Annotated in this window: 15 protein-coding genes, 1 tRNA gene and 1 pseudogene; 10 read left to right on the forward strand and 7 right to left on the reverse strand. The window is 66.0% G+C overall.

The genetic code is table 11. The annotated features are described in order from the left end of the window. Nucleotides 1–135: 135 nt before the first annotated feature. Complete coding sequence (locus ITJ48_RS00155) at nucleotides 136–1089, reverse strand: ABC transporter ATP-binding protein (protein ID WP_194611955.1); 954 nt, start codon at nucleotides 1087–1089, stop codon at nucleotides 136–138. Between the two features lie 208 nt (nucleotides 1090–1297). Here ITJ48_RS00155 and ITJ48_RS00160 point away from each other — a divergent pair. Beyond that, a tRNA-Pro gene (locus tag ITJ48_RS00160) sits at nucleotides 1298–1374 on the forward strand. A 189-nt stretch (nucleotides 1375–1563) separates the two neighbouring features. Here the strand turns inward: ITJ48_RS00160 and ITJ48_RS00165 are convergent. Next, complete coding sequence (locus ITJ48_RS00165) at nucleotides 1564–2511, reverse strand: hypothetical protein (protein ID WP_194611956.1); 948 nt, start codon at nucleotides 2509–2511, stop codon at nucleotides 1564–1566. A gap of 152 nt (nucleotides 2512–2663) precedes the next feature. Between ITJ48_RS00165 and ITJ48_RS00170 the strand changes: the two genes are divergently transcribed. From ITJ48_RS00170 to ITJ48_RS00185, 4 genes are read left to right on the forward strand one after another with little or no spacing between them, the layout of a single operon-like run. Beyond that, entirely contained in the window at nucleotides 2664–2984 is a 321-nt protein-coding gene (locus ITJ48_RS00170; protein ID WP_194611957.1) for a MazG-like family protein, read from the forward strand. Beyond that, nucleotides 2974–4749 carry a DUF2075 domain-containing protein gene (locus ITJ48_RS00175; protein ID WP_194611958.1) on the forward strand — a complete coding sequence of 592 codons (1776 nt, stop codon included), beginning with the start codon at nucleotides 2974–2976 and terminating at the stop codon, nucleotides 4747–4749. The genes ITJ48_RS00170 and ITJ48_RS00175 overlap by 11 nt, the downstream gene beginning before the upstream one ends. Next, nucleotides 4746–5396 (forward strand): hypothetical protein, encoded by a 651-nt coding sequence (locus ITJ48_RS00180; RefSeq protein ID WP_194611959.1) that lies wholly within the window; start codon nucleotides 4746–4748, stop codon nucleotides 5394–5396. The genes ITJ48_RS00175 and ITJ48_RS00180 overlap by 4 nt, the downstream gene beginning before the upstream one ends. Nucleotides 5397–5445: 49 nt before the next feature. After that, a complete protein-coding gene (locus ITJ48_RS00185) occupies nucleotides 5446–6096 on the forward strand; it encodes a hypothetical protein (protein WP_194611960.1) in 651 nt (216 codons plus the stop codon). A 19-nt stretch (nucleotides 6097–6115) separates the two neighbouring features. On the opposite strand, the gene ITJ48_RS00190 is transcribed toward ITJ48_RS00185, so the two are convergent. The 5 genes and pseudogenes from ITJ48_RS00190 to ITJ48_RS16565 all read right to left on the reverse strand — a co-directional run. Next, a complete protein-coding gene (locus ITJ48_RS00190; RefSeq protein ID WP_370544693.1) occupies nucleotides 6116–7783 on the reverse strand; it encodes a hypothetical protein in 1668 nt (555 codons plus the stop codon). 182 nt (nucleotides 7784–7965) lie between these two features. Beyond that, entirely contained in the window at nucleotides 7966–9060 is a 1095-nt protein-coding gene (locus ITJ48_RS00195) for a type I restriction endonuclease (protein WP_194611962.1), read from the reverse strand. Nucleotides 9061–9260: 200 nt separating this feature from the next. Further along, nucleotides 9261–10259: an HNH endonuclease gene (locus ITJ48_RS00200; protein WP_370544694.1), complete on the reverse strand. Its 999-nt coding sequence runs from the start codon at nucleotides 10257–10259 to the stop codon at nucleotides 9261–9263. Between the two features lie 191 nt (nucleotides 10260–10450). Beyond that, a complete protein-coding gene (locus tag ITJ48_RS15950; RefSeq protein WP_370544845.1) occupies nucleotides 10451–11929 on the reverse strand; it encodes a UvrD-helicase domain-containing protein in 1479 nt (492 codons plus the stop codon). A 240-nt stretch (nucleotides 11930–12169) separates the two neighbouring features. Next, nucleotides 12170–12544, reverse strand: a pseudogene (locus tag ITJ48_RS16565) (nuclease-related domain-containing protein); the annotation flags it as partial. 201 nt (nucleotides 12545–12745) lie between these two features. Here ITJ48_RS16565 and ITJ48_RS00210 point away from each other — a divergent pair. From ITJ48_RS00210 to ITJ48_RS00230, 5 genes are all read left to right on the forward strand, one after another. Next, nucleotides 12746–13090 carry a DUF4234 domain-containing protein gene (locus tag ITJ48_RS00210; protein ID WP_194611965.1) on the forward strand — a complete coding sequence of 115 codons (345 nt, stop codon included), beginning with the start codon at nucleotides 12746–12748 and terminating at the stop codon, nucleotides 13088–13090. Between the two features lie 6 nt (nucleotides 13091–13096). Beyond that, nucleotides 13097–13738 (forward strand): G5 domain-containing protein, encoded by a 642-nt coding sequence (locus ITJ48_RS00215; RefSeq protein ID WP_370544695.1) that lies wholly within the window; start codon nucleotides 13097–13099, stop codon nucleotides 13736–13738. Between the two features lie 364 nt (nucleotides 13739–14102). Next, nucleotides 14103–15707: an ABC transporter substrate-binding protein gene (locus ITJ48_RS00220; RefSeq protein ID WP_194611966.1), complete on the forward strand. Its 1605-nt coding sequence runs from the start codon at nucleotides 14103–14105 to the stop codon at nucleotides 15705–15707. After that, nucleotides 15704–16780 carry an ABC transporter permease gene (locus ITJ48_RS00225; RefSeq protein ID WP_194611967.1) on the forward strand — a complete coding sequence of 359 codons (1077 nt, stop codon included), beginning with the start codon at nucleotides 15704–15706 and terminating at the stop codon, nucleotides 16778–16780. Before ITJ48_RS00220 ends, ITJ48_RS00225 begins: the two co-directional genes overlap by 4 nt. Further along, the gene (locus tag ITJ48_RS00230; RefSeq protein WP_194611968.1) at nucleotides 16777–17703 is read left to right on the forward strand and encodes an ABC transporter permease; all 927 of its coding nucleotides are present in this window, start codon (nucleotides 16777–16779) and stop codon (nucleotides 17701–17703) included. Before ITJ48_RS00225 ends, ITJ48_RS00230 begins: the two co-directional genes overlap by 4 nt. Nucleotides 17704–17717: the final 14 nt, after the last annotated feature.

The raw sequence follows: 17717 nt of genomic DNA on the forward strand, positions 1-17717 counted from the left end.
TCTCCGGTGCTGTGTCGGGGATGGCGTGGTGCTCGAGGTGTGCGGTGCGGGAGAGGTGCGTCTGCTGTGGCTGTTCCGTCACGACACGGATCAGGCTGTGGCGTGGTTGCTGTGGCTGATACGTCACGAGACGGATCACGCCGTGGCGTGGCCGGTGAGGCTGGCGTGGTCGGCGGCGCGCGTGTGGCCCGCGGGGACGCGGTGGACGCCGAGGCCCTCGAGCAGCTCCTGGCGGAGGACGGCGAGCTCGGGGGCGTCGCGGTCTCGACGGCGGGCTCCGGGGACCGTGACGATCCGTTGGATGCTGGTGGCGCCTCCTGCGGTGTCGGCGTGCGTCGAGTCGGCGCTCGCCGGGTCGGCCTGGTCGGCAGGCTGCTGGCCGAGGTCGGCGAGCAGCACGATGCGGTCGGCGAGGTAGAGGGCCTCGTCGACGTCGTGGGTGACGAGGACGACCGTGGTGGGGAGGGCGTCGTGGACGTCGAGGAGCAGGTCCTGCATGCGGAGGCGGGTGAGGGCGTCGAGGGCGCCGAACGGCTCGTCAAGGAGGAGGACCGCGGGCTGGCGGGCGAGGGCCCGGGCGAGGCTGGCGCGCTGGGCCATGCCGCCGCTGACCTCGCGGGGGCGGCGGGCTCCGGCGGGCCCGAGGTGGACGAGGTCGAGCAGCTCGGTGAGGCGGGCGTCGCGCTCGAGCTTCGTGAGCCTGGGGGAGGTGGTGGTGCGGCTGGTCCTGCTGGCCGTGCTGGTCTTGGCGCTCTGCTTGCTCGGCTTCGGGAGGCCGAGGGCGACGTTGTCGCGGAGGGTGCGCCAGGGGAGGAGGCGCGGCTCCTGGAAGGCGACGGCGCAGCGCTGGTCGGCGTGGCGGGCGGGCTCGTCGCCGATCCGGACGGTGCCGGTGTCGGGCTGGTCGAGTCCGCCGAGCTGGCGGAGCAACGTCGACTTGCCGCACCCGCTCGGCCCGAGCACGGCGACGATCTCGCCGGCGGCCACGTCGAGGTCCACCCCGTGCAGCACCGGCCGGTCGAACCGCCGGCCCACACCGCGCAGGGTCAACGGCAGAGCGCGGGGGGCGGTCGTCGAGGAGGCGGGCATGTCCCGACGCTATGGCGGGGTGGCAGCTGCTGTCGCGCGAGCTGTAACCCGGCGCAACAGTGGTGGTCTGGTTCGTGGCCGCCTGGCGCTCGCCCGTCGGACTCTGCTGGCCAGCGTGGTTCGTCCCAGGTCTCGAGATCCGCTATGCTGTTCGAGTTGCCTCGGTCGGGGCAACACCAAGAAGTCGGTTGCTCAGCAACGGATTTCTCGGGCTGTGGCGCAGCTTGGTAGCGCACTTGACTGGGGGTCAAGGGGTCGCAGGTTCAAATCCTGTCAGCCCGACCAAAAAAGGCACTGCTTGAACGCTACTCGGGCAACCCCGAAGTTCCGCAGATACCTCCCTGCTTCGTTCGCTGCCAGGACATACGCATCAAACTGTCAGGACGATCAAGCAGCCGGCCATGTGACTGAGTCACACCTAGTCCACCAGGCAAGACTGTGATGCCGGGCGTTGCGGCTCCCGCACAATTCCTACTAAGAAGCCTCCACAAGCCAGACAAACTCGTCGTCAACCTCGACAAGGCATCCAAAGCCGATAGTCTCCAGCAAGGCCAGTAGATCGGATGCTGGCGCCTTCGGTAGGAGCAGCGCACAGCGAAGACCGTCCAGGCCAAGATTGTGTCTGTAGTCGTGAAGTTGCCCGACCGCCATCCTCACGTCGCTTCGACTTGACGAGGCCTTGGCCTCAAACAGGGTCTTATCGTCCTCGGTAAAGTAGTCAGTCATGAGAGACGTTCCACCAGCGACCGGTATAGCCCATCGCCTGGCTGACCTGGATCGGGACTCCAGCCACGAAGTGAACTTTCTTGTGAGTTCCGCCTCGCGACGGCTTGCCGTCCCAGCTTTGGAAGCTTTTCGCGCAGATATGTAGGTTCGGTCCACTTCGATAGGTACTAGAAAGGGCGAACCGGCTTCGAGCGCGGGGTCGGTGCGGGGTATGTCCAGCGGTGCTACCCCACTGCCGAGGCGCTGAAGGTGAAAGACGACGACGGTCCTATCATGCCCGTTCTTGTCGGGGGCTCGCGCGTATCGAAAAGGTCCACGATCGTCATCTCGGACAGCGTACTCACCGACGTACTCCTGCCGTTTCGTACTGGAGCCGGGGACGGTTCCCGCAGAAATGAACAACTGAAGACGTTTTTGGTCATCCATGTGGTCAAGAAGAGTCTTGTTGCCTCGGAGAAATACCTGATCTCCTTCTTGGCCCGCTCCCGTGTAGTCAAAACCGTAGCCGTCGTCGGTGACGCCGTCGTGCTGCGAGTAGCCGAAGTGTGCGCCCTCATCGGCATCAGAGAACACCATGACAAAGCTGCTCGTCCTCGACGGCACTATGCCGCCCGACTGGACGCTGCCGCCATAGCGCGCAACGAGCTCGGCCCGCGTAGTACTGTCACCGGGCCTGAGATGCCAGGAAGGGGTCATGTGGCTATGCAAACGGATGAATGTGATATCGCCGATAGGTGATCGGGTGGTTCTAAGGCCTCCGACGGGTGAACCATGGGAACAAGGGCTCGGTGCGCAGAAGCTAGGCATGAAAGGAGTCGGGAAGTCCCAGCGCTGCTACCTTGCTTCGTATGAGCGAGAATGCAGCGACCGCCGCCATCAAGGAGCTTGTTGCGGAACGCGAATGGGGGCAGTTCCACCTTGAAGAAAACCTCGCGAAAAGCATCTCGATCGAGGCTGGCGAGCTCCTGCAATGTTTCCAGTGGGGATCCGCTTTTGATCGCGACCGAGTCCGGGACGAGCTGGCGGACGTGCTGACTTATTGCTTGCTTTTGGCTGACAAGCTCGCCCTCGACCCGGAGACAATCGTTCTGCAAAAGCTCTCCGTCACGCGGGAAAAGTATCCCGTCGACAAGGCTCGGGGGCGGAGCACCAAATACGATGCCCTCTAGCATCGTCCGGGTGCCCTTTGACCGGGAGGCGCTCGACCTCTGGGCGCTGGCCGACGCGCGGCACGTTGACTGGCCTGTTGTCTACGTCCTCGATCAGGCGAGGCCCCGGCGGACCGGCCGGCATCCTCAAGAATCTCTCCGCGACATTTACGTGGGCGAGACTCGCAACGCCGCCGGGCGGATGCGTCAGCATCTCGCCAACCCCGACAAGAGTCAGCTCGACACCGTCCGCGTCGTTGTCGACGAGACTTTCAACAAGTCGGCGTGCTTGGACCTCGAGTCGAGGCTGATCCAGTTGCTCTCCGCGGATGGCGCTTACAGCGTCCTGAATCGCAACGATGGCATCACCTCGGCCAACTACTACGACCGTGAGCGGTATCGGGGCGTGTTCGCGGACGTCGTGCAGCAGCTCCGATCCGAGGGGGTGTTCACGCGGCCCATCCCGGAGATCGAGAACAGCGACCTCTTTAAGCTGTCGCCGTTCAAGGCCCTGACGCAAGACCAGGCCGCGGCTCTTGAGGACATTCTCGAAGGCCTCTTCGCTGACCTCCGCGACGAGAGGGGCGACACTATCGTCATCCAGGGGCATCCAGGTACGGGCAAGACCGTCGTGGCCATCTACCTGCTGAAGCTGCTGGTCGATATCGGCTCCGCGCCTCCTGCCGACGACTTCGACGGAGACTCGCTCTTCGCCGACTTCTTCCTGGGCGAGTACCCGGCTCTTTTGGCGGGCCTGCGTGTCGGGATTGTTGTGCCGCAGCAATCGCTGCGCGAGTCGATCAAGCGCGTGTTCCGCAAGACGCCTGGTCTTGACCCGGCCATGGTGCTCACGCCGTTCGAGGTCGGGCAGGCGGATGGAGAGTGGGACCTGCTTCTCGTCGATGAGGCACACCGGCTCAATCAACGGGCCAACCAGTCGACGGGTGTGCTCAATGCCAAGTTCCCGGTCATCAACGAGCGTCTTTTCGGGGCCGACGACCTCGCGAAGACGCAACTCGACTGGATCCGTGCGAAGAGCCGCCACCAGATCCTGCTGGTCGACGAGGCCCAGAGTGTGCGACCGGCAGACCTGTCCAAGGAGTCCGTCGTCGCGCTCCTCGAGGACGCTCGTGCCCGGCGCCGGCACTACAGGCTGTCCACGCAGATGCGGGTCAAGGCCGGCGCCGACTACGTCGGTTACGTGCGGGACGTCCTTCGCGTGCCTCGCTCGGGCCACGTCTCGGGGAGCGTGTCGCCCAGGTCCTTCGAGGGGTACGACCTGCGGGTCTTCGACGATCTAGGCGAGATGCACGCGGAGATCCGCGCGAGGGATGCCGATCACGGCCTCGCTCGACTCGTAGCGGGCTACTCGTGGAAGTGGGCCTCGAGGAAAGACCCCGAAGCGGCCGACATCGAAGTCGATGGTGTAGCTCTGCAGTGGAATCGGACGTCCAAGGACTGGATCGCGTCCAGGGGTGCGTTGGAGGAGGTCGGCTCGATCCACACCGTGCAGGGCTACGACCTGAACTACGCCGGCGTGATCATCGGCGGCGACCTCCGCTACAACGTCGACCTAGACGAGCTCTTCATTGATCGAGGCTCTTACTTTGACACGAAGGGGGCGGAGAACAACAAGCAGCTCGGTCGCTCTTACACGGATGCCGAACTACGCGAGTTCATCAGCAACATCTACGGGGTGCTGCTGACCCGGGGAATCAGGGGCACCTACGTGTACGCCGTCGACCCTGGGATGCGGGTCTACATCGAGAGGTACTTCACGGCATGACCGCCAGAATGGTGACACCGCAGGAGCTCTCCCGGGAAATCGCCGTCCCGGGCCAGGCCATCCGCAAATACCTGCGGGCTCATCACGCCGACGGGCATTCCGACTACGAGAGATGGCAGCTCGATGACGTTCAAGCCGATGCCGGCCGCGCATACTTTTCTTGCGGCCCAGACCCGCATCCGACCGACTCGCTCGCCGACTGGACGTCGTGGGTGCCCTTTTTTGCCGCCGCCAAGGCGGCTCCGACGGCGCCTGGTGTCTACATGTTCCGTGCCCGGACGACGTCCGAAGTCGTCTACGTCGGCATGGCCGGCGAGCGCAGCGGCAAGGGGCTGCGGGGAAGACTCGACATCTACCTGCGCGGGCGCGGAGCTGTATCGGGTTTCGGAGAGGCTGCGCTGGACAGGGCCCTGTCCGACGTCGCGTGGGTGACACGTCGCCTTGAGCTCCTCAGTAAGTCGGAAGGCGCCAGGACCAAAGAATGGGCCAAGGCTGCCATCGAACGTGCAGACGTCGAGGTTCGGTGGTCGATCAGCGGCGATGCGGCTCTCGCCCGGGCTCTCGAGTCAAATGTGCTGAGGTCGCTCGATGCCGAGCCTCTGTGGAACCGGCAGCGGCCCAAGAACACGGACTTCGAAGAACTATGAGTCAGTCGTCACTCCGTCTGGTGGGCGGAACGTCATGATCCCACGTCGGATGAAGGACCCCAAGTATCGCCAGAGCCAACTCGACTCCGTCCACGACGAGCACATAGCCCCCGTCACGGAGTTCATCAGCTGTCTCAGCGCAGAACGGCAGGAGCTCGCAGGAGTGCCATTCGTCGCGCCTCACTATCGCCCCGAGACTGCTCGAATCCTGTCGCTATCGTCGAACCCTGGACCGCGCGCTGGCGGGGAAAAGGGATCAGGGCTGCTGTCTGTCCAGAACGACGACGCGTCTGCCGAACGGATGCTCAAGGTCTATGCAGCCGCCGGGATTCGGGACGAAGACGTGGTCCCGTGGAATGCCTTTCCATGGTTCGTCCACGAGCAGCTCCCCAACGGCCTGACATCTGACTACATCGAGCAAGGCGTCCATGTCCTCAGCCGGTTTCTCGACCTGTGCCCGAACATCGTCTCCATCGTCGCCCACGGCGGTGACGCTCATCGATGTGCTCAACTCCTTCGCTCGGCGCGCATCGTGGGCCCCGTGGTGCGTCGGCGGGGCATCCACACCTGGGATGCGCGTCACACGAGCAACCGGGCTTTCATCCTCTCGCCGCAGCAGCGTCGAGACGCAGAAGAAGACATGGTCGAGACCTACCGGCAGGCCATGGCACATGCGGGGCTCGTGCCGCGAGAGCCGTGAACCGCCCGACGCTTTCCGGCTACTCCTGCTCCAGGTGAGCGCCGGGTTGCAGGCCGTTCCGTGTCAAATACTGCAAGGCCAGCTCGACCGTCGCGACCTTGCGCCTGAGGTTCTTGATGCCGGGCGCCGTGTCGTCGCTGAATTCGTCCATTCGCTCAAGCTGGCGGCGTACCTGACGCTCGATTTCGGTGAGGACGCTCCAGACTGCAGGGTCTTGGTCCAGCCGCTGGCTCTGTCGCAGGATCGTGGCGGCGAGTCGCCGCTCCACCACTGCTTCGAAGGTCTCAGCACTCGTGCCCTGACCGGCCAGCCCGTAGGCGATGCCCCCTCCGCCCGCTGAGACCAAAGTGCCAGCGGTCAGCAGGCCGCCGATCATGCCTCCTGGCCCGAACGTCGCCAGGGCGCTGGTGATCGCCGCGGCTCCAGCGAGGCCGGGGGCCGCCGCTAGTGCGAGTCCGCCTGTCGCGACGACAAGCGCCGCAGCGCCGACGCCGAGGGCGCTCCACTTGATCCAGTTGACGCCACGGCCGGGGGTCAACTCGCTTCGGGCTCGTTTCCCGGCCTCGAACACGTCGGTTCCGAACTGTGTCCCCAGGCCGATCTCCGCGCAGAGTTCCTTCATGGCCGCCTGCCACTTGTCTCGCGGCAGATCTATCTCGAACGGTCGGATGACGTTCTCGGCGGCTAGGACGGTCAAGAGAGTGACGGCCTCGTCCTTAGTGAGGTAACGACTCGGATGCGGCTCCACCAGCGGTTCTGTGGGGTCTGCGAGGTCGACAGCGAGGCGCATCACGTCGGCGGGCACCTGTCTCCCGACGCTCTCGTTCCTAGCAACGATGTCGCGCACGGCGGCAGCTTGGACCTGGCGCAGGGCCCCGCTGAACCGATCCAGGTCGTCGCCCTTGAGCTGTCTCCTCATGAGGTGCGCGTAGCGCAAGGCCATCAGAGCAAGGGATTCGGCTTCGTCGAGGACGATGTCCACTCCGACCTCACGTCGTGCGACCTCCTTCGATGTCGAACCGAAGAGAGCAAAGCCGATGGCGGCACCGACGGTCTCTGAGCTGAGGTACTCCTCGGCGAAGTGACCCCGGACTACATCCCACGTCGTCTCGATCCGGAAATCGACCATCCACGGAAACGCTGAGGAGAGTCCGCGACGAGCAGCCACCGGATCTGATGCGTTCCAAAAATTGACCCACCAGGACAAGTTCGTGGGGGGCTCGCGAAGCGTATCCCTGAGCTTGTCGATGTCGAAGGCCCCGTTCGACAGAGGGCTTCCGATGGTGACCATTCCTGCGATCTCGATCCCGACAGGCAAGCGTCGAAGCAGGTCTGCAGCGATCACCGAACCGAGGCTGTGGCCGACGATCACGAGCTGGCCGGATGCCGGCAGGGTGGCCAGGATGCGGTTCAAGACCTGAGCCCGGATCTGGGGATTCGAGAGGTAGTTGCGAGCTTGTTTGAAGAAAGGGAGTGCGGTGGCTGCGCCGACGGCGGTGTCGAGACCGGGGATGCCTTCCCCGGGCACGTGATGGCCGAGTCGAGACTCGATAGCACCCATCCGCGCCTCGAACGCTCGTCGATTCTGCCTGGCGGCATCGCGAGTCGCAGCCTTTACCGTGACGTCGGGTAGGTCCTCTTTTACGTCCCAACCGATCAGCGCATGGCTGTACTTGGGGGCGATCACCTGCTCGTCCCTCAAGGCTGGGTACCCCAGCTTCTGGAGGCTGCTGGATAGGAAACCTCGCCAGGTGTCCTCTCTGTCGCTCGGACCCACACCGTGAAGGAACAGCAGGGTCGGTTCGGTGGGCACAGTCGATTCCATTCGTGTCAAGCAGTCGCGAGGTCAGGTGAAAGTGCGCGACGTGATCAGGCGTAGGACTTGATGACGCTACGGATCGCGTCCGCGTGCTCGTAGATGCCGTCGAGGGACTCGATCGCGTGTCGGGTCTCGACCTTGTCGGCATCGAAGATGCCGAGGTACTTCTGCTTCTTGCCGTTGAAGTGGAGGCGCGCGATCGGCTTGCGGTTGTTGTCGTCGAGCAGGACCGCGAAATAGGACTTGGCATCACGGTGAGCGACCCGCTGGGGCTTCACCTCGCTGCACGCGATGGCCTTGACGATCTGGTAGCCCTCGAGCTCCTCCAGAGTCGTCTCCGTCTCAGTGTCCCGGTCCAGGTCGGCCTCGACAGCGGGCTCGCTTGTAACGGCACCTGCCGGCGCATCGACGGGGATCGAGGGGAAGCTCGACGAGCCGAGCGCCGTCTTGAGACGGTCGTTGACCTGGTCGTTCAGGAACTGCTTCGACGCCTTGGTGACGAGAGGCGTGAACTGGTCGCGCACCTTCTGCGTGAACGAGCCCTCATAGACACGGGTCGTGACGAACTTGACCCAGTCGTCGGACGGGTCACGGAACTGAGCCGCGATGGCACGCTTGAGCTGGCCTACGTACTTCAGCTCTTCGGCGGCGCTGATGACCGAATCGAGGTCGAAGACGTCCTTCGTCAGCTTGCTGAGCTCGGGGAGGAGGGTCTCGTCGATGTCCGACAGGTCGAGTACCAGGAAGGGCTTCTCATCCATGCGGTTCGGCTTGTCGAGGTCCGTGTAGAAGTGGTAGCTCTCACCGTTCGTGAGCACGGCGATCCGCGCGTTGGTGACGGCGAAGTAGCGGAAGAGCTGCGACGCGTGCTCGATCTTGAGCGGCTCAGTCGACTTCTTGCACTCGATGAGGATCTGCACTTCGCCGTCTCGCATGATGGCGTAGTCGATCTTCTCGCCCTTCTTCACGCCCACATCTGCCGTGAACTCGGGTACCACCTCGAGAGGGTTGAACACGTCGTAGCCGAGGATCGTCGAGATGAACGGCATGATGAACGCGTTCTTCGTCGCTTCCTCGGTCTGGATGGCCTCGCGCTGGTTCTTGACCTTCAGTGCAAGTGCGGCGAGCCGCTCGGCAAACTCCATCGTTGTCCCCTTTGTGACGTTGTCTCATGACCTTATTTCATGCTTGAGGCAGCGTGGTGCTTGTCCCGGCCATGAGTCGCACCCTGTTCGGGTGGCGTCCTCAGTAGCTGGAGCCTTGTTGAACGGACCGCCGGGAGAGGTGAGTGGGTTGATGACGATGCGCGTGAACCGCGGTCGCCGGTGCGACGGCGTGCACCGCCCTACGCGACGACGGTCGCTCCCTTGGTCCGATTGCAGCGCCAGCACAGTGTCTGCAGGTTGTCGGGCGTGCTGAGGCCGCCTCGCGACACGGGCATGATGTGGTCGACCTCGAGGAGAAGGTGGGGTTCAGCCGCGACCGAGATCCCGCAGTAGCGGCAGGTGAAGTTGTCGCGGGTCTTGATGAACGACCGGAGGCTTCTCGTCATGAGGGCTCGCTGGCCCGCCGCCGACTTGGCCCATCGGATCTTCTCCACGAGTACCGCGGAGAGAGCTTCGAGGGTCGCTGAGTCGAGCTGGATGCGGGTGGTCTGAGCGCTGTTGCCGCCGGCTGACGTGTACTGGAACTTGTACTGCGCGTAGGGCATCGCTATCGCCGACAGGTGAGCCCCGATCTGGTCCCAGAATTCCTTGCGGTAGTGCTTCTGGATGAAGCTGGGCGGCGCGATTCGGTTCAGGAGGTCTTTTTCTCGTCCCCGGACGTTGGCGGCCGCCTCCTCCAGCCGGGATATGTCGCTCGCCACCCTCTGGACGTCGGCGAGAGTGTCCTGTTGCGCTTGCACGTGGAAGTACTTCATCAGGTACTTAATGGGCTCGGCACTCGCGTTCCGGACGACCTGCAGTGAGGCGTTGTGAACGTGCGGGGCGTACTCGGCGACGTTGCGGTCACGGCGGTTGTTCCATGACGAGTCGTTCACGAAGGTGGCGAGGTGAGCATGCTGTCCTGTCGAGGACGCACCGAGCTCGAATGAGCCCTGGGCCCTGATCTCGGCCACGTAGTCCACGACAGCGTTGTGCTCGGCGACCAATGACGCCACAGCCTCGCGCAGACCCTTGAAGTGATCCGAGCGGAAGTACCGCGCCGCGCGTATCGAGCGCACGATCGGATTCGCGATCAGGACGAGCAAGAACGAGAGGACGCCGAGCCAGAAGCTTCCCGAGGCTGAGATCACCAGGATCGGGCTCGCGATGAGCAGGATGATGAAGAGTGCTTTCGGCACGGCGAGATCCCCCAGGATTTGGCAGGTGTCACATGACCAGACGTCATGTGACAGAAGTTCGACTCTGCCAGAGCGCGGGATGCATCCGTGAGCGCCTCTTCGGGGGTCACCTCGAGTTTGAGCATCGAAACGGCACAGGTCGTACATCGGCGACGCCTGTACCGGCCCGAGCCAGGTCGAGCTGCTGCTAGCTAGACGCGCGTGCCTACCCAGAGGCCGTCGCGGGCTCGGGTCATCGCCACGTAGAGTTCGCGTCGGTCGAGCTCGCGGCGCTCGCGCTCAGTCTCGGACGACGGAGCAGACGCGTTGCGCTGCAGTAGCTCGCGCTTCACTCGCGCCAGCAGGACCTGCTTGAACTCGAGGCCCTTGGCCCGCTTCACCGTTCCGACCTTCACAGCGTTGGTGGGCTGACCGTCGTAGTCGAGGAGGTCGACCACGGGCAGGCCTGCGGCGACCAGCGCTTCCTTCGTGGCGGTTGCATCCCAGTTCGTCGCGGTAAGCACCCCGATGTCGCCCAACGACATTCCGACGAGGTGCATCACTTCGCGCACCCTCGCCACCAGGGCAGCGTCATGCTCAGACCAGGTCGCATGGCGCGCAAGGACGGGATCAGACCCCGTGCGGGTGACGGCCTTCACCCCGTCGATGCTCTGTCCTGTGCCTTCGATGTCCGTGTACTCGTCGCCGAGCACCGCTGCGTTGGCGAAGGCCAGGATCTCGGCCGTGTTGCGGTGGTTGACGTCGAGGACGACTCCTCGACCGCTCAGCGAGATGCCGACCTCGGAGAGCGTGTATCCGCCAGGGTAGATGGTCTGCTGACCGTCACCGATCAGGGTGAGACCGTCGGGCCGGTTGCCGACCAGGCTGTGGAGGAGCGCGACCATGGAGCAGGTGAGGTCCTGGGCCTCGTCGACGATGACGGCGCCGTACCCCGCCAGCGGCTTCTGCTTCACACTCGCAAGGGCCATCAAGATGACGTCGGCGAAGTCGACCGCCTTTCGGCGGCGGAGCGCCTGGTCGTACCGCTCGTAGAGGGACCAGACGAGCCGGCGCTGATCGATCGTGAGACGGTGTCGACGGCCTACGCGCGCGAGGTCCGCGTACTGCTCGAACGTGCGGATGCCGCGGCCCTTGATGACGTAGGTGATCTCGTCCTTCCAGTAGTCGGAGGACATTCTCGAGGAGCCGAGCGCGCCTCCTTCGCCTCTGCCCGCCCACGCCTCGGTGAACGCTGCGTTGGCGGCCTTAGGGTCGATGCGGACGGACGTGCCCCGATCTCGGAGGATGCCGAGGGCCAGCTTGTGGATGCTGGTGAACTCGACCTGGTGGGCGACCTCGGGCGCCATCCTGCCGAAGAGGTTCTCGAGCACGACGGGGAGAGTCTTCACGAAGGTCGTGAAGAGAACCTTGCCCTGGCCTCCGCGGGCCAGGTATGCGGCGCGGTGGAGGCCGACCACTGTCTTGCCGGTGCCGGCTGATCCTCGGATGCGGGCCGGTCCGTTGAAGCTGCGGCGAGCGAGCTTTGCCTGCGCCGGGTCGAGGAACGACATCCACTCCTCGATGGGAGCTTCGAGGACACCGTCGAGAAGGGCCGCGTTGACTTCTTCTGCCGTCATGAGCTCGGCTGCGTCGACAGGGTCGGTCGGCCGGGTCAGGACCGGCTCGGGCACGGTGACGTCGATGGCGGAGGACGTCCGCAGGACGGGGAAGTGGTCGAGGACGCGACGCAACACCAGGTCGACTTGCTGAGGTGTCAGGCGGGCGCCGGGGGAGGTGACGTGGCGGAGGGCGTCATGCTCGCCGATGACCGACACGGGGCCGACCTTCTCCTTGATGCCCCTCCGGCCCGCCAAGACCGCCACGGCGTGCACCTCGAGCGCGCCGAGCCCCACCTCGGCGAGGAGCGCCTCGGTGTTGTGGGCGAGGTCGGCCATGTTCGCGAGGTCGTCGGACACGTCCGCCTGACCACGGAAGATGCGACCGCCCCGGATCGACACCTCCTTCCACGCCTTGGTGTCGACGATGTGGACGCCCGAGGGGCCGACGACGATGAGGTCGACCTGGGCACCGCTGCGGCGGCTTCCCGGCCAGGCTCGGTCGGGCAGGAGCGTGTAGCCAACTGCGGCGAGCGGGGCGAGGATGCTGGCGACACGGCTTTCCGTGACGCTTGCGAGACCGAAGCGCGCTGCAGCGTCGCGGTCCTCAGCTGCTGCCTGTTCATGCGCCTCCGCGCGTGCCAACCGACGACGCGCTTCGTCGCGTGCGGATGCTCCTGCTGCGGCCATGTCGTTCCCCCGAGGTCAGGCCGCGTCTGGTCGGGGCGCGGTCTGTGAACCATGCTCACATGCTCGGCCGTCTGGGCTAGTGGGGTGCGGGGACCCAGTAGAGGGGTGGATGCGTGTTCGACGTTTCGCCGGGAGCGAGGGGTCCGGCCTTCCCCGAACGGGGGCGCGAAGTCATAACCGACTAGACGGTACTTTTCGCAGATGTCGAACAATGTTCACCTCCAGCATCGCTCTGCTGCGGCCGTCTTCTTCCTGCCTCTCGTCACCTTCGGGATCTACTCCATCGTCTGGTACGCCAAGACTCGCGGAGAGGTGAACGCGAGCGGTGCGAGCGCCATCACGACCTGGTGGATTCTCTGCCCCTTCGGCCTCTTCTGGTACCTCTGGTCGCTGGCCAAGGGCATCAACGTCGCCACGGGACTCGGAACAGGCGGCAACTACGCGCTGCTCCTCCTTCTGGGCGGCATCGGCCAGGCCATCGTGCAGGCGCGCATGAACAGTGCCCAGGCTGGCGCCCCGGTCGCCGTCACGCCGGCGATGGCCTAGACCGACGTGTCTCTCGCGATGAAAAGCTGGTGGAACGGTCTGACCAACAAAGGGCGTCTCCTGACGGGAGCTGGGGGAGTCGCCGCTCTGCTAGTCATGGGGACGCTCATCGCCCCGGACAGCAGCAACGGCTCGGCGCCTGCTGACGCCGATGCCCAGAGGGCAGCGTGGGCGAGTCCCACGCCGACGCCGACGCCCGTGGTCACCACGGAGAACGTCGACGTCAGCGAGGCGATACCGTTCGACGCCGTCACGGTCGACGACGCCGGACGTGATATCGGACAGGACGCCGTCACCACGACCGGTCAGGACGGAACTCGCGTCAAGACGTACGAAGTCACCTACACGGATGGCATCGAGACGTCACGATCGCTCGCCAGCGAGGCCATCTCGGCGCCTCCGGTCCAGCAGGTCACAAGTAGAGGGACCAGGCAGCCCTACGTGGCACCCGCACCCGCACCTGCCCCCGCACCCGCGGCTCAGGGCTGCGACTCGAACTACTCAGGTGCCTGTGTCCCTGTGGCCTCCGACGTGGATTGTGAAGGCGGCAGCGGCAACGGACCCGCTTACGTGCGGGGACCCGTGAGTGTCGTCGGCTACGACGTCTACGACCTCGATCGCGACGGCGACGGCATCGCCTGCGACTAGGACTTCCTGTCGGGGCCAGTTGGTCGGGTGGTCGAGAGTGGTCGTTCGTCACTCGATGGAGGACCTTTTCTGACCACTCGAGGACGAAGGGCGTCGGGGTGTTGCCAAGAGGCAGCGCCCGGACGCCCTTCCGGGCGTTCAGAGGACTTGGCTAGGCAGTGGCACTGGAGGCCCCGTGTAACGAGTGCGTGAAGCTTCGGGGCGGGAGGGGGAGGGCGCCGGGGCGGGCCGAGGCCTGTAGCTGCGGGGATCGCGGGGTGCAGAGTGCGCACGCAGGCGGCGCCTCCTGCGGTCTGACGGCCTCGCGGCAGGGACGTAAGTCCCTTATCGTTCAGCGGAACGATAAACGGAAGGCCATCCCCGCATGACACCGATCGTCCCTGAACACCGACCCGGCCTGAGTCGGCGCACCGTGCTGGCCGGCGCCGCCGGGCTCGCCGGGCTGGGCCTGCTCAGCCTGTCCGGCTGCAGTCCGGCCCGGAGCAACCCGACCATCCCCGAGGCCGCCGCCACCGGCACCGCCGCCCGAGGCGGACGCCTGCGCATCGCCCGACCCGCCGCCTCCGCCGCAGAGACCCTCGACTCGGCCAGCTCGCTCTCGGCCTACGAGTACCTCGGCGCCCTCTACAACCGCCTCGTCAAGCTCGACGAGCAAGGCGTCACCGTGCCCGACCTCGCCGAGGAGTGGTCCGCCACCCCCGACGGCGTCACCTGGACCTTCCGCCTGCGCCAGGGCGTCACGTTCCACGACGGACGCCGCTTCACGGCCGCCGACGCCATCTACTCGATCGAGCACATCCTCGACCCCGACACCGGGTCGCCCCAGGGCGAGGTGCTCGCCGCGATGATCGGCCCGGGCAGCATGAGCGCCCCCGACCCGCTCACCCTCCGCTTCGAGCTGCTGACCGCCAACGCCGAGTTCCCCTCGCTGCTGACGGCGTACCAGTGCTACATCGTCCCCGAGGGCAGCGCCGAGCCCGGCGACCCGAACGGGATCGGCACGACAGGCATCGGCACCGGGCCGTTCAAGCTGAGCAGCTTCGAGCCCGCCGGCACGGGCAGCATCGAGGCGTTCGAGGACCACTTCGCCGGACGTCCGGTGCTCGACGGCATCGACTTCTACTCGATCCAGGACACGACGGCCCGCGTCAACGCCCTGCTCGCCGGCCAGATCGACCTCATCTCGCAGACCAACCTCGACTTCGCCACCGCCCAGGTCGTCAGCGCCTCGAGCACCGCCACCGTCGCCCGCAGCGCGAACGCGCAGTGGTACACGATCCCGATGCTGTTCACCTCCGCCGAGTTCAGCGATCCGCTGGTCCGCCAGGCGATGAAGCTCGCCTACGACCCCCAGGCCATCGTCGACACCGCCCTGCAGGGCACCGGCTCGCCGGGGTGGGACAACCCCGTGCCTCCCACCCAGGCCGTCTGGCTCGACGAGCAGCGCCAGCACGACCCCGACAAGGCCCGCGCCCTGCTCAAGCAAGCCGGTCGCGAAGGGTTCCGCACCGAGATCTACACGTCCAGCTACGAGTCGGTCTTCACCCCGATGGCCGTCGCGTACCGCGACCAGGTGAAGGAGGCGGGCATCGATCTCGTCGTGCGCAACGCCTCCTCGGACTCGTACTACACACAGATCTGGATGCAGAAGCCGCTGATGGTCAGCTACTGGTTCACCGGACGCCCGATCGACCAGCTGCTGAACCAGATCTTCCGCAGCGGCTCGTCGTACAACGAGAGCGCCTGGTCGAACCCCACCTTCGACGGGCTGCTCGACTCCGCCCGCGCCGAGATGAACGACGACCGTCGCCGGATGCTCTACCAGGACGCCCAGCGCGTCATCGTCGAGGACTCCGCCGACATGACCCCGATGTTCGGCGACCGCCTCGTCGGCCTCGGCCGCGACGTCGTCAACTACCGCGAGTACGGCTTCGAGTTCGACTACCTGCAGATCGGACTGCGCGCATGAGCACCGAGATCACCACCCAGCCCGGCTCGGCGTCGACGGACGCCCAGAAGCAGGGCCGAGGAGGCGCCCCCTCGCCTCGAGGAGGCTCCCGACCCGGCAGCGCGGCCGCCACGACGGCTCTGCTCGTGCTGCGCCGGGTCGGCACCGCCCTGCTCACCGTGCTGCTCGCCTCCTTCTTCGTGTTCTTCGCGGTGCAGGCGCTGCCCGGCGACGTCGCGCAGCAGCTGCTCGGCCAGGACGCGACGCCCGACGCGGTCGCCGCCCTGCGCGAGACGCTCGGCCTCGACCAGAACGTCTGGGCCCGCTACGGCCAGTGGCTCGTCGGAGCCAGCCACGGCGACTTCGGCATCTCGCTGGTCAGCGGGGCTCCGGTCGGGCCCGACCTGCTCGTCGCGTTCCGCAACAGCATGCTGATCGCCGTGCCGGCCCTGCTCGTCGGCGTCACGCTGTCGCTGACCCTCGGCGTCGTCGCGGGCGTGCGCCGCGGCCGGCCGAGCGACCACGCCATCTCGCTGATCAGCCTGGTCGTGATGAGCGTGCCGGAGTTCATGGTCGCCACGATCCTCGTGCTGCTGTTCGCGGTCGCGATCCCGATCTTCCCCGCCGTCGTGCTGCGCGGCGACAGCGCCACCGTGACGGAGCTGCTGCCGAGCGTCTGGCTGCCCGCCATCGTGCTGACCCTCGCCATGGCGGCCTACATCGTCCGGACGGCACGCTCGTCGACCATCGACGTGATGGCCTCGGAGTTCGTCACCACCGCCGAGCTCAAGGGCCTCTCGACCCGCCAGGTCGTCTGGCGCCACGCGGTGCCGAGCGCGCTGATGCCGACGCTCAACGTCGTCGCCCTCAACGTCGCGTGGCTGCTCGGGGGAGTCGTCGTCGTCGAGAACGTCTTCAACTACCCGGGCATGGGCAAGCTCATGCTCGAGTCGGTCTTCAACCGCGACCTGCCCACCATCCAGGCGATCGCCGTCGTCAGCGCGCTCGTCTACGTCGTCTGCAACCTCGCGGCCGACCTGATCGCCCTTGCGCTCGACCCGCGGCTGCGCACCCGACGGAAGGCCCGCTCATGAGCACGATCACGCCTCCTCCTGCCTCTGGTCCTGTGTCGCCTGCCGGGCCTGCTCCGATCGCGACGCGGCTGCGCTCGGTCTGGACCGGTCTCGGCAGCAGCATCAGCGCCTCCTCGGCCCTCGGCATCGGGCTGGGGCTCATCGCGCTGCACGTGCTGCTCGCCGTGCTCGCCCCGCTCATCTCGGGGCACGACCCCGTCATGACCGACTCGACCGCCGCGCTCAGCGGCGCGAGCTGGTCGCACTGGCTCGGCACCGACCAGTACGGCCGCGACATCCTCTCGCGCACCCTGCACGGTGGGCAGTACGCGCTGCTCGTCACGTTCCTCGCGACGACGATCGCGGTCGGCATCGGCACGGTGCTCGGCTGCGTCACCGCTTACGCCGACAACTGGTTCGACGAGGTCGTCATGCGCGTCGTCGACGCGTTGCTCAGCGTGCCGTCGATCCTCGCGCTGCTCGTCGTCGTGACCGTGTTCGACTCGGGGCTGTGGGTCATCGTGCTCGCCGTCACCGTCGTCTACGCACCGGCCGTGACCCGCGTCGTCCGCGGAGCCGCCCGCACCGTCATCACCCAGGACTACGTCACCGCCGCCCGCGCCCGCGGCGAGGGAGCGCTCAGCATCGTGTTCCGCGAGATCCTGCCGAACGTCACCGACGTGGTGCTGGTCGAGTTCGCGATGCGCGCCTCCTGGATCGTGCTGCTGATCTCGACGCTGTCGTTCCTGGGGTTCGGCGCGAACCCGCCGACTCCCGACTGGGGGCTCATGGTGCAGGAGAACCGCACCGCCCTCACCGTCGTGCCGCTCGGGACCCTCGCGCCCGTCGTCGCGCTCGCCACCCTCGTGATCGGCCTCAACCTCAGCGCCGACGGACTCAGCAAGACGCTCGGCGTGGACCGCGCGCAGAAGGGGGCGATCTGATGAGCGCTCGCATC

Source organism: Frigoribacterium sp. VKM Ac-2530 (assembly GCF_015350835.1).
GTDB lineage: Bacteria > Actinomycetota > Actinomycetes > Actinomycetales > Microbacteriaceae > Frigoribacterium.